The organism is Flavobacteriaceae bacterium HL-DH10 (assembly GCA_031826515.1).
GTDB lineage: Bacteria > Bacteroidota > Bacteroidia > Flavobacteriales > Flavobacteriaceae > Thalassobellus > Thalassobellus suaedae.
This window is the reverse complement of sequence record CP134536.1, coordinates 1,197,560-1,223,601: the sequence shown is the minus strand read 5'-3', so window position 1 is coordinate 1,223,601 and position 26,042 is coordinate 1,197,560. Positions and strand designations below refer to the sequence as shown.

The window sequence follows — 26,042 nt, the reverse complement described above, 5'->3', positions numbered from 1 at the left end:
ATGAAAATAGTAATAGCCCCAGATAAATTTAAAAACTCATTAACAGGATTACAATTTTGTAATGCTGTTGAGGTTGGTATTAAAACTATTTTACCAAATGCAACTATTTTAAAGTTGCCATTAGCTGATGGTGGTGATGGCACTATTGATGTGGTGAATCATTATTTGAATGGAACAATTGTAAAGATTCAAGTAAACAATCCGTTTTTTCAACCCATTGAAGCCTCGTATTTATATTCCGAAAATTCTAAAACAGCCTTTATAGAAATGGCTGAAGCTTCTGGTGTCAAGTTATTGGAGCCATATGAGTTTGATTGTAAAAAGGCAACTACTCTAGGGACAGGGGAAATGATTTTAGATGCCATTAATAAAGGTGCCACAAAAATTATTTTGGGTATTGGAGGAAGTGCCACTAACGATTGCGGTATTGGAATGGCAGTTGCTTTAGGGTATCGTTTTTTAGATAAAAACAGAGAAGAGATAAAACCAATAGGGGCTAATCTGTCTCAAATTACTTCCATTGATTTTGCAGGTGTTCATCCTAAACTAAAAAGCATTCAATTTCAAGTGGCTTGTGATGTTACAAATCCTTTATACGGAGAAAATGGTGCGGCCTATGTGTATGGTGCTCAAAAAGGAGCATCGCAAATAGACATCGAAATGCTAGATAAAGGCTTAAAAGATTTTTCTAAAATTATTAAAAAGACTTTTGGTGTGGAAGCTCAATTAGTTAAAGGTGCAGGCGCAGCTGGAGGAATGGGAATAGCGTCAAAAGTTTTTTTAAATGGTGCTTTAGAATCGGGGATTCAGTTAGTAAAGCATCTTGCCAATTTTGATGCACATATAGAAGATGCCGATTGGATTATTACTGGTGAAGGTAAATTAGATTCTCAAACTTTTTTAGGAAAAACGATTCAAGGTGTTATTGCTTCCGCGAACGCTAAAAATATTAGAGTTGCTACTTTTTGTGGTGCTATAGATTTAGATAAAAATAGTATTAAGAAATTTGGAATAGATTATTCTGATGCCGTATTAAAACATTCAAAAAACTTAGATGATGCTATGCAGAATGGGTTTGATTATGTAAAAATAATGGCAGCAAAGTTTGCTAATACATTAAGTTGATTACTTTTTATCAGGATTAAGTAAAATGGCATACACTTGAATACCAAAACCAGTAAGAATTAGCATTGGAGCTAAACGAATACGTCTCCAGCTAAAAATTTCAGGATTAAAAACATTAGGATCGTCACTACCTCCACCAGACATTAATATAAATCCTAAGGCAATACATGCTAAGCCTATAAACATGAATTTATAGTTTTTCTTTCCGAATACAAAAACAGGTTTTGTAGCGTCTTTTTGTTTTTTTTCTCCCATGATTAATCTAAAAGTAGTGATGCAAATTAACGGATTTATTTAAAAACTTACGTTAAGGCTATTATAAATTATCTAATAATAAAGGTCGTCTGTTTTTAAATTTAAAAAACGTTGGGTAGCAAAATGGGTGCTAATCCAAGTAATGATAATGCCTAAAGCAAATATGAAAGCAAACAACATGCTTATTAATATGGGATTACTTAGTAACTCTAATTCGGTAAATGTTTTGTTTAAATAATATAAAACAATAGCCATTCCTATTAAAGCTAAAACAGCACCAATAATACCTAAACGCACACTTTTCCAGACAAAGGGGCGACGAATAAATTGTTTTGTAGCGCCTACCATTTGCATGGTTTTTATGGTAAATCGTTTGGAGTAAACGGCCAATCTTATGGAACTATTTATAAGTAATACAGCAATTAAGGTGAAAATACCGCTTATAACCAGTACCCAGAAACTTATTTTTTTAACGTTATCGTTCATTAAATTAACCAAGTCGTTATCATAAGCTACTTCATCTACGAAGTTTTTAGAGGTTGCTTCTGTTGAAATTTTTTCAAGTTGTTCCGAAGTTACAAAGTCAGCTTTTAAATGAACGTCGATAGAATTTTGTAAGGGATTATAACCTACAAAATCCATAAAATCTTCGCCGTTTTCAGCTTTCATTGATTCGGCTGCTTGCTCTTTTGAGATGTATTCGGTGGATTTTACATAATCAGACATGGCTAAACTTTTTTCAAGCTGTTTTGTTTCAACCTCTTTTGCCGAGTCTTTTAAATATATAGTAAGAACAACTTGTTCCTTAAAATGATCGGATACTTTTTTTGCATTTAAAACGAGCATGCCTAGTAATCCTAATAAAAACAATACCAAAGCAATACTTAATACGACCGAAAAGTAAGATGAAATAAGTCTGCGTTTTTGATGTTTTTCAAATGATGAGCTCATAAAGTAACTTGGATTAATAACGTAAAAATAACAAAGTATTCTAATACAGTATAAATAACAACGCTTAAACTTTCAATATTGTTTTAAATTGATTTTTTTTTCTGGTTTACTTATTATATAAACACCACTTGCAACAACAACACAACTTAATATTTTTATAAGATTAATATCTTGTGCATATTCCTCTTGCATAAAGATATATGCGAGTGCACTAACCATGATAAAGCTAACTACTGGCTGTAAATAAACATAGCTACTAGTTACAGAGGGTGCTAAGTGTTTAAGCGCATAAATGTTAAATAGGTACGCTAAAAATGTTGTAAATAAAACGACATAAGCTATAGTTAAATAGGTGTTAACTGTAAATTCTTTAAAGTCTGTACTTAAAAAATCATTAACCCCAAAAGGGAAAGCGTAAAGAAATCCAAATAAAAATATCCAGCTAATAACGGTAATAGCATTATATTTTTTCATTAAGGTTTTAGCAATTACGAGATATAACCCATAGCTACAAGCATTTAAAAATACAAATAGATTGCCTAAAAAAGAACTGGTTCCCTGTACTTTGTTTCCATAAAGAATTAAAAATATAGCGCCAACCCCAGCCAAAGAAATTCCTATAACTTTATTTTTTGTAATCCGTTCTTTTAAAATGATAATGCTAAAAATTAAAACTAATACAGGAGTTGCAGTTTGAATTATTGAGGCATCTATGGGCGATGTTAAGTTTATGCCATGAAAAAACAGCATTTGGTTTAAGGCACCTCCAAATAATCCGCAAAGCGCAAGTTTAAAGAGGTCTTTTTTTTCTACTTTCTCATTAACAAATAGAAGTTTTATAATCCAAAATAAGATGACACAGCAAGAAAGTCTAATAAATACAAATGCCGATGGTCCAATTTTATCTGGCATAATACCTTTGGCTATAATATAATTAGCGCCATAAATAGTGTTAGCGCCTAATAAAGCTAAATGTGCTTTGGTTGTATTATTAATCAAATTCGTGAAATTAATTTTGCGGCGAAATTACAAATTGCTTTTTAAAGACATATTATTTAATAGAATAGATTAATTAGAAGTAAACACTTTACTGGTTTCTATTTAAACCGTAAATTTGCGCTTTTAAAAAGTAGATACAGACAGGATGATATACGATTTCAATAAAATCGAGAAAAAGTGGCAAGATTATTGGGCAACAAATCAAACGTTTAAAGCCGAAAATATAAGTGATAAACCAAAATTTTATGTGTTAGATATGTTTCCGTATCCAAGTGGTGCAGGATTACATGTTGGTCACCCGCTAGGGTATATTGCGTCTGATATTTATGCACGTTATAAACGCCATCAAGGTTTTAATGTATTACATCCACAAGGTTATGATAGTTTTGGTTTGCCTGCGGAACAGTATGCGATTCAAACGGGGCAACACCCAGCGATTACAACTGCCGAAAACATAAAAACATACCGCCGTCAATTGGATCAAATTGGATTTTCATTCGATTGGTCTCGTGAGGTTCGTACAAGTGATCCTAGTTATTATAAATGGACGCAGTGGATTTTTATTCAATTATTCAATTCTTGGTATAATAATGATAGCGATAAAGCTGAAGATATTTCCGAGTTAGTAAAGCTTTTTGAAGCTGAAGGAAATGCAAAAGTAAATGCGGTTTGTGATGCTGATATTGACCCTTTTTCTGCTGAAGATTGGAATGCTTTTACTTCAAAAAAACAAGAAAAAATATTACTGCAATACCGTTTAACTTATTTAGCAGAAACTGAGGTAAACTGGTGTCCTGCATTAGGAACAGTTTTGGCAAATGATGAAATAATTAATGGTGTTTCAGAACGTGGTGGCCATTCTGTAATAAGAAAAAAATGACCCAATGGAGTATGCGAATTTCTGCTTATGCCGAACGGTTACTTCAAGGTTTAGATACCATAGATTGGACAGATTCTTTAAAGGAAAGTCAGCGTAACTGGATTGGTAAATCGGTTGGAGCAAGTGTAACATTCAATGTAATTTCTAATGACACCCTGAGCGCAGTCGAAGGGTCTCGCCAAATTGACGTTTTCACAACAAGACCCGACACCATTTTTGGTGTTAGTTTTATGACGTTGGCACCAGAACACGAATTCGTATCACAGATAACAACACCAGAACAAAAAGAAGCGGTTGATGCGTATATTTTAGCTACAGCAAAACGTAGCGAACGCGATAGAATGGCCGATGTAAAAACCATTTCTGGAGCATTTACAGGTGCGTATGCAGAACATCCGTTTACAAAAGAACCTATTCCAGTATGGATTGGCGATTATGTTTTAGCAGGTTACGGAACAGGAGCAGTCATGTCGGTGCCTTGTGGAGATGAACGAGATTATGCTTTTGCAAAACATTTTAACATTCCCATTATAAATATTTTTGAAGGTGTAGATATTTCAGAATCAGCGTTTTCAGATAAAGATAAAACCGTTATTGGTAATAGTGATTTCCTTAACGGAATGAATTACAAAAAAGCAACCAAACGTGCTATTTACGAATTGGAGCAAATTGGTCAAGGTGAAGGAAAAACAAATTACCGCTTGCGCGATGCGGTATTTAGTCGTCAGCGTTATTGGGGTGAACCATTCCCTGTGTATTATGTTGATGGTATGCCACAAATGATTGATGCTGCAAATTTACCAATAAAATTACCAGAAGTAGAAAAATATTTACCAACCGAAACCGGTGAACCGCCATTAGGAAATGCGACTGTTTGGGCTTGGGACACCAATAAGAATGAAGTCGTTTCAAATGATTTAATCGATAATGAAACCATTCATCCATTAGAGTTGAACACCATGCCAGGGTGGGCAGGAAGTTCATGGTATTTTAATCGTTACATGGATGCTTCGAATACTGAAGTATTTGCGAGCAAAGAAGCGCTTAACTATTGGAAAGATGTCGATTTATACATTGGCGGCAGTGAGCATGCTACAGGACATTTATTGTACTCGCGTTTTTGGCAAAAATTCTTGTTTGATAAAGGTGCTGTTCCTGTTGATGAGTTTGCAAAAAAACTGATTAACCAAGGGATGATTTTGGGGACTAGTGCTTTTGTTTATAGAAGGATTTCATATTTAAAAATTGACGATAAAGGTCTTAATCGTTGGCATCCGATAAAGCATAAGCCAGTATTTAAAAGTTTCAATAGTAACTTTAAATTAGATGAGAGTTTTATAGATAAAGAAGCTGAAGATGATTTATTGGAATGGTTAATGTCTGAATTACCAGTATTACATTCATTAAAGCTGAAACAAATATTTGGTGACGACCCTTTAATAATTGATACGTTAAACTCGATGAAAAATGAAGAGATAATTGAGTTTATGCGTGATAAAATTGAATTTCAGTTTGTAAAGCTACATGCTGATGTATCATTTGTAAATGCTTCTAATGAATTAGATGTTGAAGCGTTTAAAAACTGGAGAGAAGAATATAAAAATGCTGAGTTTATTACAGAAGAAAACGAAACTTTTAAAGTGTCTCGCGAAGTCGAAAAAATGTCTAAATCCAAATACAACGTTGTCAATCCAGATAACATTGTAAAAGATTACGGCGCAGACAGTTTGCGTCTTTACGAAATGTTCTTAGGGCCTTTAGAACAATATAAACCTTGGAATACTGCTGGTATTACAGGGGTGCATTCGTTTCTTAAAAAAATGTGGAAATTGTATGCTGATGATAATGGGCTTAAAGTTACAGATGCAGCAGCATCAAAAGATGCTCTAAAAACACTTCATAAAACCATTAAAAAAGTACAAGAAGATATTGAGAATTTCTCATTCAATACGTCGGTGTCAACCTTTATGATTGCTGTTAATGAGTTAACGGCTCAAAAATGTACTTCAAAAGAGATTTTGGAACCTTTATTAGTTTTAATTTCTCCGTATGCACCTCATATTGCTGAAGAATTATGGAATCAGTTAGGCCATAACGAGTCTATTACAACGGCACCATTTCCAGAATTTGATGCCAGTCATTTAGTAGAAAGCAGTAAAAACTACCCAATTTCATTTAATGGGAAAATGCGTTTCACATTAGAATTACCATTAGATATGAGTAAAGATGATATTGAAAAAACGGTTTTAGCGCACGAAAAAACTCAAGAACAATTACAAGGACGCACACCTAAAAAAGTGATTGTAGTTCCTGGTAAAATTGTGAATATAGTAGGTTAATAACATTGTTTTGTCATGTAGACAGAGGTACGATTGAGACATCACATAATTTATTCCGTATTTGATTATGTGATGTCTCTCTTCGTTCGAAACGACAAAGGTTATTGGTTCCCACGTTAGGGATTGAACGGTCTGTTTGAGCTCACCCACGATAGGAGGAAGCGAGTAGTGAAATATTTATATTCATGAGTTCAATAATTTAAAATATAAACCAACGAATAAAGCCCGACCCTTGTGGTAACGTCCAAATATTTTTTATTTAAATAATAACACATAAATTATATGGAAATCATCGGATTTGTCGCAGCTATTTTAACAACTGCAGCTTTTTTACCTCAGGTTTATAAAACTTGGAAAACCAAAGACGTTTCGGGTCTGTCTTTACCCATGCTAGCTATTTTTTTTGTTGGTGTTTTGGGGTGGTTAATTTATGGGGTTTTAAAGGAAAGTCCATCTATGATTTTTGCTAATAGTATCACCATTATTTCTTCCTTTTTATTGCTTTTCTTCAAAATAAAATATCAGAAGAACTAGATATACAGTACGTTTTCTTTTAGTATTCTTAATTCATTTTTATTCAATTATTGAATCCTCGGTAATATGTCTAGTAAATCGGTATACATTATATATTTACTAATAAAATGTTAAATTTGATAATAATAATTTAAATAAATTAAAATTTAAACTTCAAATATCAATCAATTCGTTTATTTTTGATAAAAATTAAAACTAACTTAATAAATAATATCGCTTACTTATGAAAATTGGAGTTCCTATTGAAATAAAAAATAACGAGAATAGAGTAGGTATGACTCCTTCAGGAGTGTTTGAGCTTACTAAAAGAAATCATGAAGTTTACGTGCAAAAAAATGCAGGTTTTAATAGTGGTTTTTTAGATGAAGATTATACAGAAGCAGGAGCAACTATTCTTGACACCATTGAAGCAGTTTATGATGTTGCCGATATGATTGTTAAAGTAAAAGAGCCTATTGAAGAAGAATATCATTTAATTAAGTCAAATCAAGTTGTTTTTACATATTTTCATTTTGCATCAAGCGAACCTCTTACATATGCTATGATAAAAAGTAATGCGGTATGTATTGCTTATGAAACGGTTGAAGATGCGGATGGTACCTTACCATTATTAATTCCAATGTCTGAGGTGGCAGGAAGAATGTCAATTCAACAAGGTGCGAAATTTTTAGAGAAACCCATTATGGGACGTGGTATTTTATTAGGTGGGATACCAGGTGTGCCTCCAGCAAAAGTGTTGATTTTAGGAGCGGGCGTTGTAGGACTTCAGGCTGCTCGTATGGCATCAGGGTTAGGTGCTAGTGTACATATTTTAGATATTAATATGAAGCAATTACGTTACGTAAGTGATGTGATGCCTAATAACGTTGTTAGTGAATTTTCTAGTGAATATAACATCAGAAAACATATAGTAGACTCCGATTTAATTATTGGTGGTGTATTGATAAAAGGAGCAAAAGCACCAAAATTAATTACCCGAGATATGCTTAAAGACATGCGCCCAGGAACCGTAATGGTTGATGTAGCTGTAGATCAAGGAGGTTGTTTTGAAACCACTAAACCAACAACACATCAAGATCCAACGTATATTGTAGATGAGGTGGTGCATTATTCTGTTGCCAATATGCCAGGAGCAGTACCTTATACCTCCACTATGGGATTAACTAATGTAACTTTACCTTATGTTATTAAATTAGCCAATCAAGGTTGGGAAGAAGCATGTAAACATAGTCCGTCTTTAGAAAAAGGATTGAATATTGTTAATGGTAAAATTGTTTATAAAGAAATAGCTGAGGCATTCGATTTAGAATATGCTGAAGCATAACATTAATTTTTTGGTTAACTTTTAAGTGTTTTTTAAAGTGGGGATTCTATAAATTAGACTCCTCACTTTTTAATTTACTGACATAATATCAATAAATTAAAATTGGCGTTATTTTTGTTCTATTTTATTATGAATTAAAATTTTAAAAAGATTTAGAATGTTAGTATATTATATATTATTAGGAGGTATTACGTTAATCAGTTGGTTAGTGAGTAGTACGTTAAAACGTAAGTTCGCTAAGTATTCAAAAGTACACTTACATAATGGGATGAGTGGTGCTGAAATTGCTGAAAAAATGTTATCAGATCATGGTATTATGGATGTTGAGGTTGTTTCTACATCGGGTCGTTTAACCGATCATTATAACCCGAAAAATAAAACAGTAAACTTAAGTGAAGCAGTTTACAATCAACGTAATGCTGCGGCTGCAGCTGTAGCTGCACATGAATGTGGACATGCCGTACAACATGCTAAAGCATACCAATGGTTAACCATGCGATCTGCTTTAGTGCCTATAGTTAGTGTTACTTCTGGAATGTCTACTTGGATTGTTTTTGGAGGACTTATGTTAGGTGCTGCAGCAGGCTTAGGATTAGGTTATTGGGTCGCTGTTGCAGGTTTGGTTATGATGGGGTTTGCAACTTTGTTTAGCTTTATTACATTACCAGTTGAATATGATGCTAGTCATCGTGCTTTGGCTTGGTTGAAAAACAAAAATATGGTATCTAAAGATGAGTATAAAGGATCTGAAGATGCGCTTAAATGGGCAGCAAGAACCTATTTAGTGGCAGCAGTTGGCTCTTTAGCAACTTTAGTTTATTGGGGTTTTAGAGTGTTTGCAGGAGGACGAGATTAATTTTTATTTAATATAGATTTAGAAACCGAATTCTTACTTTTTAAGTAAAAATTCGGTTTCTTTTTTATAAATTTAAACCCATATTTTAAAATAGAAATTTTATGGAGCAGTTTCAAAATAATGATAAATTGTTATTAAGCCAAGTATCAGATATAGATCGTGTGGCATTTTATAAAAAGACTTATTCACATGTTGCTGGTGGAGTATTAGTTTTTATTCTTTTTGAGTACTTATTACTTCAAAGTGAAACTATTGTTGATTTTATGCTTTCAATGACTGAAGGTTATCGTTGGTTAATTATGTTAGGAGGCTTTATGTTTGTAACTAACTATGCAGAGAAAATGACTTTAAAAACACCAGATAAGAATACACAATATTTAGCATACGGCGTTTATATACTTGCTGAAGCATTTATTTTTGTGCCTATAATTTATATTGCGGCCTATTATATGGAAGATGGTACTGAAATTTTAAATCAGGCTGCAATTGTTACGTTGGCTTTATTTACTGGTTTGTCTGCTATTGTGTTTGTTACTAAAAAAGATTTTTCATTTTTAAGAGCAGGTTTAACCGTTGGATTTTTTATAGCAATTGGTTTGATATTGGCTGGAACATTATTTGGATTTAATTTGGGGCTTTGGTTCTCAGTTGGCATGTGTGCTTTAGCAGCAGGATCTATTTTATATCAAACTTCAAATTTGGTAAATAAATATTCTGAAGATGAATATATTCCAGCAGCATTAGGTTTATTTGCTTCATTAATGTTGTTGTTCTGGTATGTGTTACGCATCTTTATGTCAAGAGACTAAATTAAAAATCTATAAAATATAAGTTAAAAGCTCTGAAGTTTTTCAGGGCTTTTTGTTTCTTTACGAGTCCATAAAAAACAGATAATGAGTAATCCTTTGTCATACTATAAAAAGCATTTAGATATTTATAAAGCAGAAGTTCAAAAGCTTTATAAACAAATGACAGGTTTAAGTACATTAAGATTGGTTGTTTTTATAGCAGTGAGTTTTGGTGTTTATTTAACGTTTTCTCAATGGCAAGTAGCTGTTTTTATTGCTGTTATTGGAGTTGTTATATTTTTGCTTTTATTATCAAAATATAATGATGTAAAAGCACAAAGACATTTTAATGAAGCTTTGGTTAAAATTAATGAAGATGAAATTGAAATTGCTTCAGGTGATTTTCATCATAGGCAAGGCGGTTTAGAATTTCAAGATTCCAATCATTTTTATAGTTTAGATATCGATTTATTTGGGCGTGGTTCTTTTTTTCAATTCATAAATAGAACCACGAGTAAAGAAGGTACTCAAAATTTAGCGAATGCCTTAAAAGCAAATCATGTTGATGATATTGTTTTGAGACAAGATGCTATAAAAGAGTTGAGCGCTAAACCCAAATGGCGACAATATTATTCGGCGACTTCAAGTTTGGTACATATAGAAACGCCTGCAAAGCAAATTATAAATTGGTTGCAGAATTATCAGTCGTTTTTACCTAAAGTTATGAAGAGGTTGCCTTTAGGCTTTTTAGTAATTTCAATACTTGTATTTACCCTTATACTTTTTGGTATAATAACAAATCAAGCTTTAATAGGTTACTGGTTGTTAGTTGGTTTGGGGGTAACAGGCAGTTATCTTAAAAAGATAAATTCGCTTGCGTCTAATACCGATAAGGTTAAAGATACGTTTCGTCAATATGCCTTATTGTTAGATTTAATAGAAAACGAAACCTTTTCATCAGAATTATTAAAACAAAAGCAGCAACAAATTCAGAAAGAAAATAAAAAGGCTTCAACCATTTTTAAAGAACTTTCTAAGGCTATAGATGCTTTGGATAATAGAAATAATTTAATTTCTGCCATTTTTGGAAATGGGTTATTTCTTTCCGATGTTAAAAACAGTTTCCATATTGAAAAATGGATTGAAGAACATGCCGATAAAGTAGCTGTATGGTTTGAAGTTGTATCGTTTTTTGATGCTTATAATTCCTTAGGAAATTTTGCTTTTAATCACCCAGATTTTGTGTTTCCAGATATTGTAAATGATGGTTCGGTTATACATGCTGAAGGTTTAGGGCATCCGTTGCTAAATAAAAATAAACGGGTTGATAGTGACTTAACCATTAATAATGAACAATTTTTTATTGTTACAGGAGCAAACATGGCTGGGAAAAGTACATTTTTAAGAACGGTGTCTTTGCATATTGTTATGGCAAATGTAGGCTTACCAATTTGCGCTAAAACCAGTAAATATTCGCCAGTTAAGTTAATTACAAGTATGCGAACAACAGATTCGCTAACCGACGATAGTTCGTATTTCTTTTCAGAGCTCACACGATTAAAATACATTGTAGATGCCATTCAAAAAGAGCCGTATTTTATTGTTTTAGATGAGATTTTAAAAGGCACCAATAGTACCGATAAAGCTATTGGCTCGCGTAAATTTGTTGAAAAGTTAGTTGCTTCAAATGCTACAGGCATTATTGCAACACATGATTTAAGTTTATGTGAAATTGAAAAGGAGCTTGACGATGTAAAAAACTATTATTTTGATGCTGAAATTATTAATGATGAACTTCATTTTGATTACACTTTAAAAACGGGTATATGTAAAAATATGAATGCATCTTTTTTATTGAAGAAAATGGAGATTGTTTAATCGAAAAGAATTCCTGAAGGCTCTGACTATGGATTTTCGTTGAAATTGTCATTCCCGTGAAAACGGGAATCTAAATAACAGAATTTTGATTTTTGACATTTTGTTAAAATGAAACTAGAGAAATATCTCTATGCTTCTGCCTAAAGGATAGTTGATTTCAAGAAAATCTTTTAATCCTCGAAATTGTATCGAGGATTAAAACAAAAATAAATTAAGAGATTTAGTTTTTAGGATGCACCAAAACCATTTCATCAATTAAATGTGCTGCCCCAGCATATTTATCAATTATAAAAAGCACATACCGTAAATCGACCATTATATTTCTACAAATATCTGGGTCATAGTTCATATCACTCATAGTACCTTCCCAAACACGGTCAAAATTTAAACCAACAAGATTTCCATAGGCATCAATAGCAGGACTTCCAGAGTTTCCTCCAGTGGTATGATTAGTTCCTAAAAAGCAAACTGGAACTTTTCCATTTTTATCTGCATACTTCCCATAATTTTTAGATTCGTATAAATCACGTAATTTTTCAGGAACGTCAAATTCATAATCTCCCGGTACATATTTTTCAATAACCCCATCTAAATAACTTACAGCATTATATTGTACAGCATCTCTGGGAGAATAACCACGTACTTGCCCGTAGGTAACTCTAAGTGTACTGTTGGCATCTGGAAAATATCGCTCATTTGGCAAAGCTTCCATTAAAGCCGTCATATATTTGGTTTGTAAGGCAGTTATAGGTTCATTTTTTTTCTGAAACTCATTATTAATGGTGTTGAAAAATTCGTCAATTATAGGTTTTGCATACTGATAAGCAGCATCTTTATTCAATTTTTTGATGATATCTTTAACATTAGAACCTTCTAATAATTTTAAAGCGCTATCTAAATGAGTAAATGCTGTTTTGTCATAAATACTGGAGTCTACATTGTTGCTGTAAAATGGCATCACGGCTTCAAAAACGTCTTTATCTACGGTAATATCATAATTTTTATGAACACCTTTAAAGTCGGCAATTAAACTAGCTTTTGCTTGTTCTAAATTCTCGGAATTTGCTGTTATAGCGTTCTCAAATTGATATGTTCTAAATACCATTTGCATTAACTCATTGGTTATTAAAAAAACCTCAATAAAATTACGGCGTTTAATATTTACAGGCGCAAAGTCTTTGTATAACACATCAAATTTGGGAAGAATAGATCCGTATTTAGCTTCTAAACCTTTTTCCTTTAAAGCTTTTGTGAAAGTTGCTTCAAATTCACGTCGTTTTGCTACGGCATTACTTTTTTGAATTCCTAAATTCTCGCCAATCCATTTTTTCCACGCATTAGCAATATCGGATTGTTTTGATGCGTATTTGATGCGTACGTCATCATTTTTTTTCATTTCTGCATCAATCACTTTTAAAGCTGCTTCACGAATAGCTATATTTGTTGGATTAAATTCTTTTGTAATATGTTCTAAGGCAACGGCAGGTAAGTACTCATTAGTACGACCAGGGAAACCAAATACCAAAGTAAAATCTCCTTCTTCAATGCCATCTAAAGAAATTGGTAAAAAGTGTTTTGGTTTATATGGTTTGTTGTTTTTGCTATATGTTGCTGGATGATTGTTTTCATCGGCATAAATTCTAAATAATGAAAAATCGCCTGTATGTCTTGGAAAAACCCAGTTATCAGTATCACTGCCAAATTTACCAATACTTGTTGGTGGCGCTCCAACTAATCGGATATCTTCAAATCGTTCTGTAACAAATAAAAAGTACTGATTGCCTTTGTAGAAAGATTTAACCTTAACATCTTGCCAGGTTTCTTTTGGCCAGTTTTTCATGATGTTATTACTGGTTTTAGATATAACAGACTGCTTATTTTTTTCAGTCATATCATCACTAATCAAATTTAAAACCTCATTAGTAACATCATGAATGCTTACAATAAACTCTACATATAAGCCCTTATTAGGCAGTTCTTCATCAAGGTTCATAGCCCAAAAACCATCTTTTAAATAATCGTTTTCAAGCGAAGAATGGGATTGAATTTGACCAAAACCACAATGATGGTTTGTTAATATTAACCCTTTGGGTGAAATAACTTCACTGGTACATCCACCATCAAAATGACCAATGGCGTCTTTTAAACTAGAATGGTTAATATCATAAATATCTTTAGCTGATAGTTTGCTTCCAAGACTAGTCATTTCTTCTTCATTCAAGCCTTCTAAAAGTGAAGGAATCCACATGCCTCCTTGCTGAGCAGAGATATTAATAGTTATAAAAAGAAGAATAATTTTAAGATATTTCATAGTGTTAAAAATTGAATATGCTTAAATATAAAAAAGCATTTATTTATTATTGTAAATTTACAACTCTATTTATCAAAAAATGCAACATATTTCTAAACTTCCTAATGTAGGAACAACCATTTTTACTGTGATGAGTGGCTTAGCAGCAGAACATCATGCTATAAATTTATCACAGGGGTTTCCTGATTTTGATAGTGACCAAAAATTAATTGACTTAGTAAGTCAGGCTATGAATTCTGGTTATAATCATTATGCACCAATTACGGGTAATTTAGAATTAAGAGAGGTAATTGCAAAAAAGTTTGATTTACTTTATGGTACGAGTTATCACCCAGAAACTGAAATTACCATAACAGCTGGAGCAACACAAGCTATTTTTACTATTATTACAACATTTGTAAAACCGAATGATGAGGTTATTATTTTTAAACCAGCTTATGACAGTTACCAACCAATAGTAGAGCTTAACGGAGGAAAAGTTATTCCTATTCAGATGCAAGCGTATAATAACTTTAAGGTAGATTGGGAGCAGGTAAAAGAAAAGATTAATAGTCAAACTAAAATGATTATTATTAATACGCCTCATAATCCAACGGGGACTGTGTTTTCGCATGAAGACATGTTACAATTGGAAGCCATTACAAAAGACACTAATATTATTGTGTTAAGTGATGAGGTTTATGAACACATGATTTTTGATAAAGAAAAACATCAAAGTGCCTGTTTGTTTCCAGAGTTGAAAACTAGAAGTTTTGTAGTAGCTTCTTTTTGTAAAACATTTCATAATACTGGATGGCGTATTGGCTATTGTTGTGCGCCAAAGGAGCTCATGAAGGAGTTTTTGAAAGTACATCAATTTAATGTGTTTTGTATTCATCATCCAACGCAAAAGGGAATTGCAGACTATATGCAAGAGCCGAAACATTATTTAGAATTGCCTGCTTTTTATCAGAAAAAAAGAGATTTATTTTTAAGTTTAATAAAAGATTCCAGATTCAAATTTACGCCTTCAAAAGGTACTTATTTTCAAGTGTTAGATTATTCTGAAATTACTGATGAATATGATGTCGATTTTGCAAAACGACTAACTGTAGAAAAAGGTTTAGCATCCATTCCCTTATCAGTATTTAATTGCAATAACAGCGATGATAAAGTGTTAAGGTTTTGTTTTGCAAAGACAGAAGATACTTTAAAAAGAGCCACTGATATTTTGTGTAATATATGAAAACCCTTATATTATAATAAAATATGGGAATGTAATGATGCTATTGTTGTTACATAGATGGAACTTAAATTAAAAAGCAAAAATGAGAAGATTGATTACTATTGTTATTACAGTATTGTTTATTTCTTGCGGGACTAAAGAGCGCGTTATTACAAATGATGGCAAAGTGTATAATGTTAAAGGGGATAATTTTTATAATAAAGGTAAAGATGTTACGAATAAACTTTCTGACATAGAAAAAGAGAGAATACAATCTAGTTTAGAAAAACGCCTTGAAGCCGAAAAGCTTGCAGCAGAAAAGCAAGAGCAAATTGAAGAATCTTTAAAAGAATTAAGGAAAAAGGAGGAGGAACTTAAGGAAAAACAGAAACAGTTAGATGATAAAATTGATAAAAGAGAGGAAGTAAGAGATTATTTCTTTGAAGTCAGAGATAATTTAAATGATGTAAAAGAAGACTATCAAAAATTAAAAGATAATGGTGAATTATCTCCAAACGATGAAGCCAAATGGCAAAATCGACTTAAAAAATTAGAACAGAAATTAAAGGAAGCTGAGCTAAAAATAATTAATTGATTTATTCAAAAAGTTATAAAATTAGATTTAATATTTTAAAGCGCCATTTTAATTATGCAAAATCAACTTAAAATCGCATTAGTTCAATCTGATTTGGTTTGGGAAAACCCAAAGCAGAATCGTATAAGTTTTTCAAATAAAATAGATGAGATATCTGATGAAGTAGATGTTATTGTACTTCCCGAAATGTTTACTTCAGCTTTTACAATGGAAGCTTCAAAAGTGGCTGAAACCATGCAAGGTGATACCGTTTTATGGATGCAAAAAATGGCTTCAAAAACAAATGCAGCCATCGTAGGAAGTCTTATTATTTCAGAAGAAAATAAGTATTATAACAGATTGCTTTTCGTAGAACCTTCGGGTAAAATAACCTATTATAATAAGCGACATACCTTTACCCTTGCAGGCGAAGATAAAGTGTTTTCGGCAGGAAATGAAAAAGTGATTATTGATTATAAAGGTTGGAAAATTTGTCCGCTAGTATGTTATGATTTACGATTTCCTGTTTGGGCAAGAAACGTTGAAAATTATGATGTTTTAATGTATGTTGCCAATTGGCCAAAACCTAGAATATCTGCATGGGATGCCTTGTTAAAAGCGCGTGCTATTGAAAATATGAGCTATGTTATTGGCGTCAATAGAGTAGGCGTAGATGGTTTAAATATGGAATATTCAGGACACTCTGCGGTGTACGATGTTTTAGGAAATATAAAAACGACTTTTAAACCTGGTAAAGAACAGGTTGAAGTGGTTACTTTAGAAAAAAGACACGTTGAAGCTTATAGAAATAAACTTAAATTTTTAAACGATAAAGATACCTTTACTCTGTTATAAATTGAAGTGTTTCAGGATAACCCCAATCTGCTCTAATTTCAATTTCTTTAAAATGACTCACTTTTTCGGGTTGTATTTTTTTAAGATAATTACCCGTATCGTGCTTTTTATTACCGTTTACATCATGAATAACTCTAATGTAATAGGTACTTGGTGGCAGATTTAAAAAATCTACGGTGCTTTCAGAAACGGCATATTGTTCAAATTTCACATCTCCTTTTTCAGTAGTTAATTGAACAATAAGTGGGTATGTAGCATTTACTAGGGTAAAACGCGCATAACCATAATCGGATGTTTTTTTAGTAGATGTAGAATAGTTTAAAGTATCATTAGTAGTGTCGAAAAAGTCAACAAAAGCTTCTGGTAACACTTGTATTTTATAGCTATTTGCTTCAGTTCTTTTAAAGTTTATAGCATAAGTATTATTAATAGTGTCAAATTGTGTAGTAAAATCAATGGTTAAAGAATCTTTATCCATTAAACTAATTTTAGAATCATCAAAACTCATAAAAGGCACACTTCCTCTTATTTTATAAGGATCTTCAGAGCCTACAGGTGGTATGCCTTTTAAGGTTAGCGAATCTCTTTTTTTATCTCGTATTTTAACGGTATAATCTTTTTCAAATTTATATTTGGTATTAGAAACTGTAAAAAGAAGGGAGTCTACTTCTAATTTAGGTTTGTACCAATAGTAAAGTGTATCTGTTTTTTCGTCTTTGGTAATGCGGTAACTAAAATCGTCAGGTATTTCAGAATTAATGTTAATCTTCATGCCTCTATAATCACCTTCATAACCAAATGTAATTTTTTCACTAGCTTCTAAAATAGGTCTTACAGCTTTAAAATCGAGGTCTTCAGAAAACAATTTAAGTGTATAAAGCGAATCTGTAGGCACTTCAATAAAATTTTTGTAAAATGCAATCTGATCTGTTTTTTGCTGAAATTTATTATCGCTATTACCATCCTTTAAAGCTATTAACATATATTTTCCAGCTTTTATGTTTTCAATAGAAAAGGTTGTAATGCTATCTAATGTGTTGGTAATATATTTTGGTTTTTCTTTATAAATAATAGAATCTGAAAAGGTAGAATCGACTTCGTAAAGTGCTACATTTACAAAGGTTTCAGGTTGTCTTTTTAGGGCATCAATAATATTTCCTTTAACAGTAAGTGAATCAATATAACCTCCTGTAGACAGTACATATCGGTAATAAGGATAAGGGTTTCCTTCGTTATTATCTACAATGCTATTTCCAAAGTTAAATGCGTAAGTAGTATTAGGTTGTAAGGTGTCGTGAATTTTAATAGTAATGTATTTACTTGCGCTTCCAATAGGTGTAATTTCTGGCTGTGTATCCATTGGAGGCGAAATAATAAGCTGCTTTTGAAGGTCTTTCATTTTAACATACTCATCAAAATAGATTTTAATTTCATTACCACTAAAATTTGTAGAATAGTTTTCAGGAATCGCCTTTACAATAACAGGAGGGTCTAAGTCTTTAGGACCGCCTTCGGGTGTACCACGGTTGGCGCAATTAACAAAAACAAGCCCGATAGATAGAGCTAAAATAAAATTTGAAAGCGTCTTAATCATTACTAAATAATACTTTTGCACAAACCTACATAATTTTTAATTCACATCATGCATTAGAAAGTCGTCATGAAGATTAAAAATACAATAAAATATGACTTCTTATAAGTTTTTGCATAGCACCGCTATGGATAAACTTAAAGAAGTAGGGATGTGATATATTTTACAGTAGTTTTAATATGTAATAGATTTTCTGATGTATGATGTGAGTTTATAGATATAACGACAATCTTATTAGGCTATTGCCATGGTTGCAATACTTATTTTTATGTTTTTTGCTTGATTTAAAACCGAAATACAGGCTTCTAGTGTTGCTCCTGTTGTAATAATATCGTCTACCAATAAAATATGTTTGTTATCAATAGTTTTCATGTTTTTTAGTGCAAATAATTCGTCTGTGTTAGTCCAGCGAGAGAATCGGCTTTTGTTGGTTTGCGATTTTGTATTCGTAATTTTAATTAGCACGTCATCTTTATAATCAATATTTAAAGCTTCAGAAATTTGTTGTCCGAATTTTGAAACTTGGTTATAACCTCGTTTTTTAAGCTTCTTATCATGCAGTGGTACAGGAATTACGACATCTATGTCTTTGTATGTTTCTAGAGTTTTTAGTTCACCACCCAGCCAATTTCCTAAAACAAATCCAATATGTTCATAGCCTTTATATTTTAAATTGTGGATGAGTTGTTGTATGAGTCCTTTTTTTTCAAACCTAAATAAGGCAGTGCCATTTTCAATGTTTGCGCGTCCGTAAAGTACTTTTTTTATAGTATCATTATCCTCAAAATGAATGTTGGTTATGGGTAAATCGTGTCGGCAATCGATACAAATAGTGTCCTCATTATCATTCAATAGGTTATGGCAAGCATAACAGACTTTTGGGAAGAATAAATTTAGAATTGATTTGAGCATTGATATAGATAAGACAGTTTATAAAGTTAAATAAAAAATTTGTGCATAGATGCTTAGTCTAGAAAATTTCTTTGTCGCTTCTAATTTATTTTTGTAAGTATAAGTACTTATTTGTATAGTTTTTTACTTTTAAGCAAGTAGGTTTTTATTATTGTTAATTTATTTTTTACTTCAAATATTAGAAAATAATTCTTACATTTGATCGTCTCTCAATTATTAATTTAAATATTACGTTTAAAAAAGTTAAAGTTAGAAGCTAGTGATATGCTTCAGTGCAACGAACTTAAAATAGTATTCGGTGGTTATGGCAGTAATCAATGCTACTGTAAAAATAGTAATACTGGAGCTGCATGGTGGGGAGACGTCAATAGCTGTGAGAACTGTGGAAGTTGGTGTGACGCTAATGTTCCTACAAGTTATACCAGTTTGATATGTACGGGACCTTTAGTTCAACTTTAACAAAAACACAGGTTAAAGGTAATTACTTTTAACCTGTGTTAACTGCATTTAATATTTCAATGAGAAAGATAATATTTTATATCGTATTAGTTATTGTAGTCTTTAGCTGTAATAGTAAAAACAATAGCAATCATAAAAAGATTAAAGACATAAATAATGTAAAAAAAGGAAAAGTCTTAATTATTGGTAAAACAGATGATTTAAGACCTTTTAACCATTTTAGTGTACTAAATGCGTCTTCGGCTTCACTTATTCATGGAAATTGCATTACTGACCGAAAAGTGATTGGTGACTCTATAGTCATGGAGATCGATTCTATTTTAGAACCGCAACTCTTACACTTGACTTCATGGTCCAAAGATTTCAAGTATCGTGCTACATTTATGGCGAAACCAAATGATACGATAATTTTTGAAATTAAAAATAAGCGATTTAGCATTAAGGGAGAAAAAGCAGATGAACATAACTTTTATTCAAGTTTACAAGATTCTACTCCAAGATATATACACAATCCTTATAAAGGCAGTATCATAGAATATAAATCCAGGGTAGACTCTATTTACAGAAAAAAAGTAGGCTTTTTTAATAAATACGTAAGGAGGCATAATATCACATCAAAGTTATTTATTGATTTTGTAGAATCCGATTTGAAATATTCGCACATATATGAATTAATAATCCCCAGAACACAAAAAAATGGAGACTCTTTTTACTTGGCTGGCCCAGAGGAATTATTTACAATTATTCAAAAAGAGTATAGCAGTAAAGAGCAGTTGTTTAATTTTAAAGACTATTTAGGAGATATTACAATAGATGATTTTAAGGATGAGAGCCATTTAAATATAGGTTCTTTCAAATCTGCTTTATCAGTACTCATAAGAAATTACTTTGACACTTCAGATCATCCAAGTTATTCCAAAGAAAAATTTTTGGCAGAAAAAGCTGTTATAGAACATAATTTTGATGAAAAAACCAAGGAGTACGCAATCGCTTCTCTCATAACTGTTTATCATGGAAGAGGCTTTGGGTACAGTAAAAAAAGTGTTTCTTTTTTTAAAAATGTAATTCGCGAATATGGCAAAAAATATCCAGATTCCGAGTATACAAAGGAAATGGAAGATTTTATAGAAGATTTAAATTCCTTCGAATTAAAACTTTCTCAATCGGCATTAAACACCAAATTACTCAGTAAAAATGGGGATACTTTAACATTAGGCGAAATTTTTAACCGTTCTAATAAAAGGATAAGAGTTATAAATTTTTGGGCAAGTTGGTGCCCTCCTTGTGTAAGCGAAATAAAAAAAGCACAAAACTTTAGAGATAAATTATCAGTTAAAAATAGCGTAGAATGGATTTACCTATCAATAGATGAAGATGAAAAGAAGTGGTTAAAAAAATCAAAAGAACTTGAAAGTTATCTTAATATTCGTAATCAATATTTAGTTATCAATGGTAAAAATTCATCACTAGGAAGATATTTAAAAGTACATTCGATTCCAAGATATATAATTCTAAATAAACAAAATCAGGTTGTTTTGAATAATTCACCACATCCCTCGGACAGTATTGTTTTTAAAAGAATTATTAATAGTATTGAATAAAGAAAAACTCTTGAAAAACGCCTTCCCTTTTTACAAACAACCTGACAGTAAAGACTGTGGACCCACTTGTTTACGTATTATAGCTAAACATTACGGAAAACTTATTTCTTTGCAAGATATACGTGATTTGTCTGAAACCACTAGAGTAGGGAGTAACCTTTTAAAACTAAGTGATGCTTCTGAATCTATAGGTTTTAAATCACTAGGAGCGAAACTTGATTTTAAGGTTCTGGTTTGGGTACTGAAGCCTTACTGGGAAAATATAAAGTTACTAGTATTGAACATAATGATGCTTTTTGTACAAAAAACTTGAATTAAATAAAAAATAAACAACTTAGATACTTAATTTTTAACAAAGACCCCCTTTTGTTTCGAGCGGTTTTTTATTTTTGCAGCATGGCAAATCAAGATGATCAATTTAAGAAGGTAATATCGCATGCAAAGGAGTACGGATATGTATTTCAAAGTAGTGAGATATACGATGGTTTAAGTGCAGTGTATGACTATGCACAAAACGGCGCAGAATTAAAGAAAAACATACGTGACTACTGGTGGAAAGCCATGGTGCAAATGAATGAAAATATCGTGGGTATTGATGCCGCTATATTTATGCATCCTACCACTTGGAAAGCCTCTGGACATGTTGACGCGTTTAACGACCCATTAATTGATAACAAAGACTCTAAAAAACGCTATAGAGCCGATGTTTTAATTGAAGACTATTGTGCTAAAATTGAGGCTAAAATTGATAAAGAAGTTGCTAAAGCGGCAAAACGTTTTGGTGATGCTTTTAATAAAGAAGAGTTTGTATCTACAAACGGACGTGTTGTTGGCTATCAAGAAAAAATAAATGCAATACTTTCAAGAATGGCAAAATCTTTAGAAAATGAAGATTTAGCTGATGTGAAAGCACTTATTGAAGAATTGGAAATTGCGGATCCACTTACAGGAAGTAAAAACTGGACTGATGTTAAGCAGTTTAACTTAATGTTTGGTACTAAGCTTGGAGCTTCTGCTGAATCGGCGATGGATTTATATTTACGTCCTGAAACGGCACAAGGTATTTTTGTAAACTTTTTAAATGTACAGAAAACAAGCCGACAAAAAATTCCTTTTGGTATTGCACAAACAGGAAAAGCCTTTAGAAATGAAATTGTTGCAAGACAATTTATTTTTAGAATGCGTGAGTTTGAACAAATGGAAATGCAGTTTTTTATTAAACCGGGCACGCAAGTAGAGTGGTATAACTACTGGAAAGAAACTAGAATGAAATGGCATTTAAGTTTAGGTATGGGTGCTGAGAATTATCGTTTTCACGATCATGAAAAATTAGCGCATTATGCTGATGCCGCAGCCGATATTGAATTTAAATTTCCATTTGGTTTTAAAGAATTAGAAGGTATTCACTCACGAACCGATTTTGATTTAAAAGCACATGAAGAATATTCTGGAAAGAAATTACAATATTTTGACCATGAAGAAAATAAAAGTTATACACCTTATGTGTTAGAAACGTCTATAGGTTTAGATCGTATGTTTTTGGCGGTTTTTTCAAATTCTTTACAAGAAGAAGAATTGGAAAACGGAACTACAAGAACGGTTTTAAAATTACCAAGTGTTTTAGCGCCAGTAAAAGCGGCTATTTTACCATTGGTTAAAAAGGATGGTTTACCAGAAGTAGCTCGTAAAATTGTAGATGAATTGAAATGGGATTTTAATATCATTTATGATGAAAAAGATGCTGTTGGACGCCGTTACAGAAGGCAAGATGCTAACGGAACACCATTTTGTATTACAGTAGATCATGATACTTTAATAGATAATACAGTTACTATTCGTCATAGAGACACTATGGAGCAACAACGTGTTAAAATTGAAGAGTTAAGAGCTATTATTAAACAAGAAGTCGATGTACGTTCTTGGTTAATGAAAATGTAGCAAACTTAGTTTGTTATGCTGAACTTGTTTCAGTATCTCAATAAAACAAAAAATCCCAAACATAATTGTTTGGGATTTTTTTATATTGAAATTTGTCTGTCAATTTGTTGATCTAATGAAATAAAAGTTTCTGTTCTTGAAACGCCAGATATGGTTTGTATGTCATTATTAAGTAAATGCATTAAATGCGCATTGTCTTTACATAATATTTTGATTAAAACATTCCAGTTACCAGTAGTGTAATGGCATTCTAGTACTTCAGGTACTTTTTTTAATTGTTTTATAGCTTCTGGGTTGTGTACGGCTTTGTCTAAATAAACTCCAATAAAAGCAACGGTATCGTAGCCTAATATTTTGGGGTTAATAATAAATTTAGAACCAGAAATTAAACCAGATTTTTCAAGTTTACGCAATCTTTGGTGAATAGCTGCTCCGGAAATATCAACATTTCGAGCTATTTCTAAAATAGGTATTCTTGCATCTTCCATTAAAGTACGGAGTATTTTTTTGTCTATACCGTCAATGGTGATGGTTTTTGTTTTGGCTTTCATATGTTTGTATTTATGGTTTGGTCAATGGTCATATTTAATATCCATAAAGTCATGGATGTTAAATGTAATGAATTGTTTTAATTTAGAATGTAAAAGTAATTATTTGATTTTAAATTGAAACTATTTTTTGTATTAATGATTACTCGAAGCGTGTTTTTTGATATTGTAGCGGTAAACATAGGGTTGATTTATTCCTAATTATTTAATGGATTGTAGCCTAAATAGGGAACTTCTTTTTCATTAAATTTAATATCATATTCTTTTAACTCCTCTAGAATTGGCCGATAAATTTCTTTTTTGATTGGAATTTGTACACCAGTAGCTTTAATTTTCCCATTTAAAATAGCTATAGTTGCCATTGCCACTGGTAATCCTACTGTTTTAGCCATGGCAGTATAGGTTTGGTTTTCTCCTAATGCCACCATATTAGCATCAATTTGATATTTTTTGCCATTTTTTTCATAGCCAAATTTATGATACATAACAATCATGTCTTTGTCATCTTCGGCAAGTGTCCAACTATCCATCAATATTTTTTGAAGAATTTGAGCTGGGGTTGCTTTTTTAAGTTCTACTCTTTTTTGAGCATTAAAAATATCGAGTTCAACAAGTTTGTCCCAGACAATATCATCTTGATCTATTTTAAGTTCGTGTCTTAGTTTTAATTCAACGGAGTCTGAAGGGCTATAAGGAAGAAAAGCATTTACAAAATCGCGATAACTCATATTCTCACTATCGTCAATAGTATAACTGTCATCGGTCATACCAAGTGCAACGAAAATATTCCATGCTCTACTAAAACCGACACGTCTCATGGTGCCTCTATATAAGGTGTGCACATGGTCTAAGCCATAAACACTTTGATATTTTAAAGAATCGCGGTTGGCATAAACTTCAAAACGACCAAATTTTTCAATATCTAGAAACTCTGTACGTCTAAATAAACGATTATAAGGAATGTATTTATAGGTACCTTCTTGTAAAAATTTGGCAGTGCCACCTTGTCCTGCAGTAACCACATTTCTAGGATTCCAAGTAAATTTGTAGTTCCATAGATTGTTATCACTTTCTGGAGCTACTAAACCGCCTGTAAACGATTCAAACAAAATCATGTGTCCGCCATGATCTCTAATACGGTCAATAACTTGCATAGCACTCATGTGATCTATTCCTGGGTCTACACCAATTTCATTCATTAAAACAATACCTTTAGCTTTAGCGTCAACATCTAGTGCCTGCATGTCTTCACTAACATACGACGCCGTTACCATATGTTTGCCATATAAAATACAGTCTTTAGCAACTTCTATATGAAAACGAGCAGGTAGCATAGAAACTACAATATCTGTGTTTTTAATAGCTTCATTACGAGCTTTATTATTAAATACATCTAATAGAATTGCTGTTGCATTTTTATGATTCCCGATGAGTTTTTTAGCGTTTTCAATATTTATATCGCCAATAGTTATATGAAGTTTTTCTGAAATAGATTTATTCAGTAAATATTTCAAAAGATAAGAAGTTGATTTTCCCGAACCAATGACTAAAATTTTTCGCATATTGAGTTTTGTTGATTAATTTTGTTAATATCAATTAGAAATCAGATAATGTTTTCTGTCTTGTGAATTTAATAAATATATCACTATTTTGTTAAGAATAATATAAATATTATGAATAAAACTATCTTGATTACGGCATCCATTTTAGGTTTAATAAGCATTATTTTAGGTGCTTTTGGTGCGCATGCTTTAAAAGAATTAATAACAGTTGAAGCACAAAAAACTTTTGAAACAGGGGTGCGTTATCAAATGTATCATGCGTTGTTACTATTATTTATAGGAAATGTCTCGAATGTACAGGTAAAGAATAAAAAAATCCTATTCTATTTTGTGTTGTTCGGTGTTATTTTGTTTTCAGGTTCAATTTATGGTTTAGCAACGAATAGCTTATCAAGTTTCGATTTTAAAACTATAGGTTTTATTACTCCAATAGGAGGTTTGTTTTTAATTATCGCTTGGGGGTTGCTTTTTGTTAATTTGTTAAAAATGAAACCTAAAAATGATATTTTTTAAGAATAATTTAAAATAATTATTTTAATTTTGCGATATGAATAAATT

General features: G+C 31.9%; 21 protein-coding genes and 2 pseudogenes. 15 read left to right on the top strand and 8 right to left on the bottom strand.

Annotated features, from left to right (window positions below; genetic code table 11):
- Complete coding sequence (locus tag RHP49_05425) at window positions 1–1,125, top strand: glycerate kinase (GenBank protein WNH13694.1); 1,125 nt, start codon at window positions 1–3, stop codon at window positions 1,123–1,125.
- Here RHP49_05425 and RHP49_05420 read toward each other — a convergent pair whose 3' ends face one another.
- The 3 genes from RHP49_05420 to RHP49_05410 form a co-directional block, all read right to left on the bottom strand.
- Window positions 1,126–1,380: a DUF3098 domain-containing protein gene (locus RHP49_05420; protein ID WNH13693.1), complete on the bottom strand. Its 255-nt coding sequence runs from the start codon at window positions 1,378–1,380 to the stop codon at window positions 1,126–1,128.
- Between the two features lie 72 nt (window positions 1,381–1,452).
- Window positions 1,453–2,331: a permease-like cell division protein FtsX gene (locus tag RHP49_05415; GenBank protein WNH13692.1), complete on the bottom strand. Its 879-nt coding sequence runs from the start codon at window positions 2,329–2,331 to the stop codon at window positions 1,453–1,455.
- Window positions 2,332–2,403: 72 nt separating this feature from the next.
- Window positions 2,404–3,330, bottom strand: a complete 927-nt coding sequence (locus RHP49_05410) for a DMT family transporter (GenBank protein ID WNH13691.1) — start codon at window positions 3,328–3,330, stop codon at window positions 2,404–2,406.
- Between the two features lie 145 nt (window positions 3,331–3,475).
- On the opposite strand from RHP49_05410, the pseudogene RHP49_05405 reads away from it, so the two are divergent.
- The 6 genes and pseudogenes from RHP49_05405 (at window position 3,476) to RHP49_05380 (ending at window position 11,929) form a co-directional block, all read left to right on the top strand.
- Window positions 3,476–6,549: pseudogene (locus RHP49_05405) on the top strand (class I tRNA ligase family protein).
- 282 nt (window positions 6,550–6,831) lie between these two features.
- On the top strand, window positions 6,832–7,083 hold the full coding sequence (locus RHP49_05400) for a SemiSWEET transporter (protein WNH13690.1): 252 nt from the start codon (window positions 6,832–6,834) through the stop codon (window positions 7,081–7,083).
- A gap of 223 nt (window positions 7,084–7,306) precedes the next feature.
- A complete protein-coding gene (gene ald / locus RHP49_05395; GenBank protein ID WNH13689.1) occupies window positions 7,307–8,407 on the top strand; it encodes an alanine dehydrogenase in 1,101 nt (366 codons plus the stop codon).
- Window positions 8,408–8,564: 157 nt separating this feature from the next.
- Window positions 8,565–9,263, top strand: coding sequence for a zinc metallopeptidase (locus RHP49_05390; GenBank protein ID WNH13688.1), 699 nt, complete (start codon window positions 8,565–8,567; stop codon window positions 9,261–9,263).
- Window positions 9,264–9,364: 101 nt separating this feature from the next.
- On the top strand, window positions 9,365–10,072 hold the full coding sequence (locus tag RHP49_05385; GenBank protein ID WNH13687.1) for a Bax inhibitor-1 family protein: 708 nt from the start codon (window positions 9,365–9,367) through the stop codon (window positions 10,070–10,072).
- 84 nt (window positions 10,073–10,156) lie between these two features.
- The gene (locus RHP49_05380; GenBank protein WNH13686.1) at window positions 10,157–11,929 is read left to right on the top strand and encodes a DNA mismatch repair protein MutS; all 1,773 of its coding nucleotides are present in this window, start codon (window positions 10,157–10,159) and stop codon (window positions 11,927–11,929) included.
- A gap of 220 nt (window positions 11,930–12,149) precedes the next feature.
- On the opposite strand, the gene RHP49_05375 is transcribed toward RHP49_05380, so the two are convergent.
- Window positions 12,150–14,240 carry a S46 family peptidase gene (locus RHP49_05375; protein ID WNH13685.1) on the bottom strand — a complete coding sequence of 697 codons (2,091 nt, stop codon included), beginning with the start codon at window positions 14,238–14,240 and terminating at the stop codon, window positions 12,150–12,152.
- Between the two features lie 79 nt (window positions 14,241–14,319).
- Here RHP49_05375 and RHP49_05370 point away from each other — a divergent pair, with 79 nt between their 5' ends.
- From RHP49_05370 to RHP49_05360, 3 genes are all read left to right on the top strand, one after another.
- Complete coding sequence (locus RHP49_05370; protein ID WNH13684.1) at window positions 14,320–15,465, top strand: methionine aminotransferase; 1,146 nt, start codon at window positions 14,320–14,322, stop codon at window positions 15,463–15,465.
- 82 nt (window positions 15,466–15,547) lie between these two features.
- On the top strand, window positions 15,548–16,039 hold the full coding sequence (locus RHP49_05365; GenBank protein WNH13683.1) for a hypothetical protein: 492 nt from the start codon (window positions 15,548–15,550) through the stop codon (window positions 16,037–16,039).
- Between the two features lie 54 nt (window positions 16,040–16,093).
- Window positions 16,094–16,873: an amidohydrolase gene (locus RHP49_05360; GenBank protein ID WNH13682.1), complete on the top strand. Its 780-nt coding sequence runs from the start codon at window positions 16,094–16,096 to the stop codon at window positions 16,871–16,873.
- On the opposite strand, the gene RHP49_05355 is transcribed toward RHP49_05360, so the two are convergent.
- Together RHP49_05355 and RHP49_05350 are read right to left on the bottom strand one after the other, a co-directional pair.
- Entirely contained in the window at window positions 16,860–18,467 is a 1,608-nt protein-coding gene (locus RHP49_05355; GenBank protein ID WNH13681.1) for an Ig-like domain-containing protein, read from the bottom strand. The genes RHP49_05360 and RHP49_05355 overlap by 14 nt on opposite strands.
- 231 nt (window positions 18,468–18,698) lie before the next feature.
- Window positions 18,699–19,376 (bottom strand): phosphoribosyltransferase family protein, encoded by a 678-nt coding sequence (locus tag RHP49_05350; GenBank protein ID WNH13680.1) that lies wholly within the window; start codon window positions 19,374–19,376, stop codon window positions 18,699–18,701.
- 264 nt (window positions 19,377–19,640) lie between these two features.
- Between RHP49_05350 and RHP49_05345 the strand changes: the two genes are divergently transcribed.
- The 4 genes and pseudogenes from RHP49_05345 to RHP49_05330 all read left to right on the top strand — a co-directional run bounded on the left by RHP49_05345 (window position 19,641) and on the right by RHP49_05330 (window position 23,374).
- Window positions 19,641–19,835 (top strand): hypothetical protein, encoded by a 195-nt coding sequence (locus tag RHP49_05345; GenBank protein ID WNH13679.1) that lies wholly within the window; start codon window positions 19,641–19,643, stop codon window positions 19,833–19,835.
- 59 nt (window positions 19,836–19,894) lie between these two features.
- The gene (locus tag RHP49_05340) at window positions 19,895–21,436 is read left to right on the top strand and encodes a TlpA disulfide reductase family protein (GenBank protein ID WNH13678.1); all 1,542 of its coding nucleotides are present in this window, start codon (window positions 19,895–19,897) and stop codon (window positions 21,434–21,436) included.
- Window positions 21,437–21,446: 10 nt separating this feature from the next.
- Window positions 21,447–21,659: pseudogene (locus RHP49_05335) on the top strand (cysteine peptidase family C39 domain-containing protein).
- Between the two features lie 173 nt (window positions 21,660–21,832).
- Window positions 21,833–23,374 (top strand): glycine--tRNA ligase, encoded by a 1,542-nt coding sequence (locus RHP49_05330; GenBank protein ID WNH13677.1) that lies wholly within the window; start codon window positions 21,833–21,835, stop codon window positions 23,372–23,374.
- An 80-nt stretch (window positions 23,375–23,454) separates the two neighbouring features.
- Here RHP49_05330 and RHP49_05325 read toward each other — a convergent pair whose 3' ends face one another.
- Both RHP49_05325 and RHP49_05320 read right to left on the bottom strand, forming a co-directional pair.
- Window positions 23,455–23,925, bottom strand: a complete 471-nt coding sequence (locus tag RHP49_05325; GenBank protein WNH13676.1) for an Lrp/AsnC ligand binding domain-containing protein — start codon at window positions 23,923–23,925, stop codon at window positions 23,455–23,457.
- A 194-nt stretch (window positions 23,926–24,119) separates the two neighbouring features.
- Window positions 24,120–25,484 (bottom strand): saccharopine dehydrogenase NADP-binding domain-containing protein, encoded by a 1,365-nt coding sequence (locus RHP49_05320; protein WNH13675.1) that lies wholly within the window; start codon window positions 25,482–25,484, stop codon window positions 24,120–24,122.
- A gap of 111 nt (window positions 25,485–25,595) precedes the next feature.
- On the opposite strand from RHP49_05320, the gene RHP49_05315 reads away from it, so the two are divergent.
- Window positions 25,596–25,997 carry a DUF423 domain-containing protein gene (locus RHP49_05315; GenBank protein WNH13674.1) on the top strand — a complete coding sequence of 134 codons (402 nt, stop codon included), beginning with the start codon at window positions 25,596–25,598 and terminating at the stop codon, window positions 25,995–25,997.
- Window positions 25,998–26,042: the final 45 nt, after the last annotated feature.

Bases quoted from the DNA above. Each gene is read 5' to 3' on its own strand.
- RHP49_05420 (WNH13693.1), bottom strand. From the start codon at position 1,380: ATGGGAGAAAAAAAACAAAAAGACGCTACAAAACCTGTTTTTGTATTC.
- RHP49_05365 (WNH13683.1), top strand. From the start codon at position 15,548: ATGAGAAGATTGATTACTATTGTTATTACAGTATTGTTTATTTCTTGC.
- RHP49_05345 (WNH13679.1), top strand. From the start codon at position 19,641: ATGCTTCAGTGCAACGAACTTAAAATAGTATTCGGTGGTTATGGCAGT.
- RHP49_05325 (WNH13676.1), bottom strand. From the start codon at position 23,925: ATGAAAGCCAAAACAAAAACCATCACCATTGACGGTATAGACAAAAAA.
- ald (WNH13689.1), top strand. From the start codon at position 7,307: ATGAAAATTGGAGTTCCTATTGAAATAAAAAATAACGAGAATAGAGTA.
- RHP49_05330 (WNH13677.1), top strand. From the start codon at position 21,833: ATGGCAAATCAAGATGATCAATTTAAGAAGGTAATATCGCATGCAAAG.
- RHP49_05355 (WNH13681.1), bottom strand. From the start codon at position 18,467: ATGATTAAGACGCTTTCAAATTTTATTTTAGCTCTATCTATCGGGCTT.
- RHP49_05350 (WNH13680.1), bottom strand. From the start codon at position 19,376: ATGCTCAAATCAATTCTAAATTTATTCTTCCCAAAAGTCTGTTATGCT.
- RHP49_05340 (WNH13678.1), top strand. From the start codon at position 19,895: ATGAGAAAGATAATATTTTATATCGTATTAGTTATTGTAGTCTTTAGC.
- RHP49_05370 (WNH13684.1), top strand. From the start codon at position 14,320: ATGCAACATATTTCTAAACTTCCTAATGTAGGAACAACCATTTTTACT.
- RHP49_05320 (WNH13675.1), bottom strand. From the start codon at position 25,484: ATGCGAAAAATTTTAGTCATTGGTTCGGGAAAATCAACTTCTTATCTT.
- RHP49_05400 (WNH13690.1), top strand. From the start codon at position 6,832: ATGGAAATCATCGGATTTGTCGCAGCTATTTTAACAACTGCAGCTTTT.
- RHP49_05380 (WNH13686.1), top strand. From the start codon at position 10,157: ATGAGTAATCCTTTGTCATACTATAAAAAGCATTTAGATATTTATAAA.
- RHP49_05415 (WNH13692.1), bottom strand. From the start codon at position 2,331: ATGAGCTCATCATTTGAAAAACATCAAAAACGCAGACTTATTTCATCT.
- RHP49_05315 (WNH13674.1), top strand. From the start codon at position 25,596: ATGAATAAAACTATCTTGATTACGGCATCCATTTTAGGTTTAATAAGC.
- RHP49_05385 (WNH13687.1), top strand. From the start codon at position 9,365: ATGGAGCAGTTTCAAAATAATGATAAATTGTTATTAAGCCAAGTATCA.
- RHP49_05360 (WNH13682.1), top strand. From the start codon at position 16,094: ATGCAAAATCAACTTAAAATCGCATTAGTTCAATCTGATTTGGTTTGG.
- RHP49_05425 (WNH13694.1), top strand. From the start codon at position 1: ATGAAAATAGTAATAGCCCCAGATAAATTTAAAAACTCATTAACAGGA.
- RHP49_05375 (WNH13685.1), bottom strand. From the start codon at position 14,240: ATGAAATATCTTAAAATTATTCTTCTTTTTATAACTATTAATATCTCT.
- RHP49_05390 (WNH13688.1), top strand. From the start codon at position 8,565: ATGTTAGTATATTATATATTATTAGGAGGTATTACGTTAATCAGTTGG.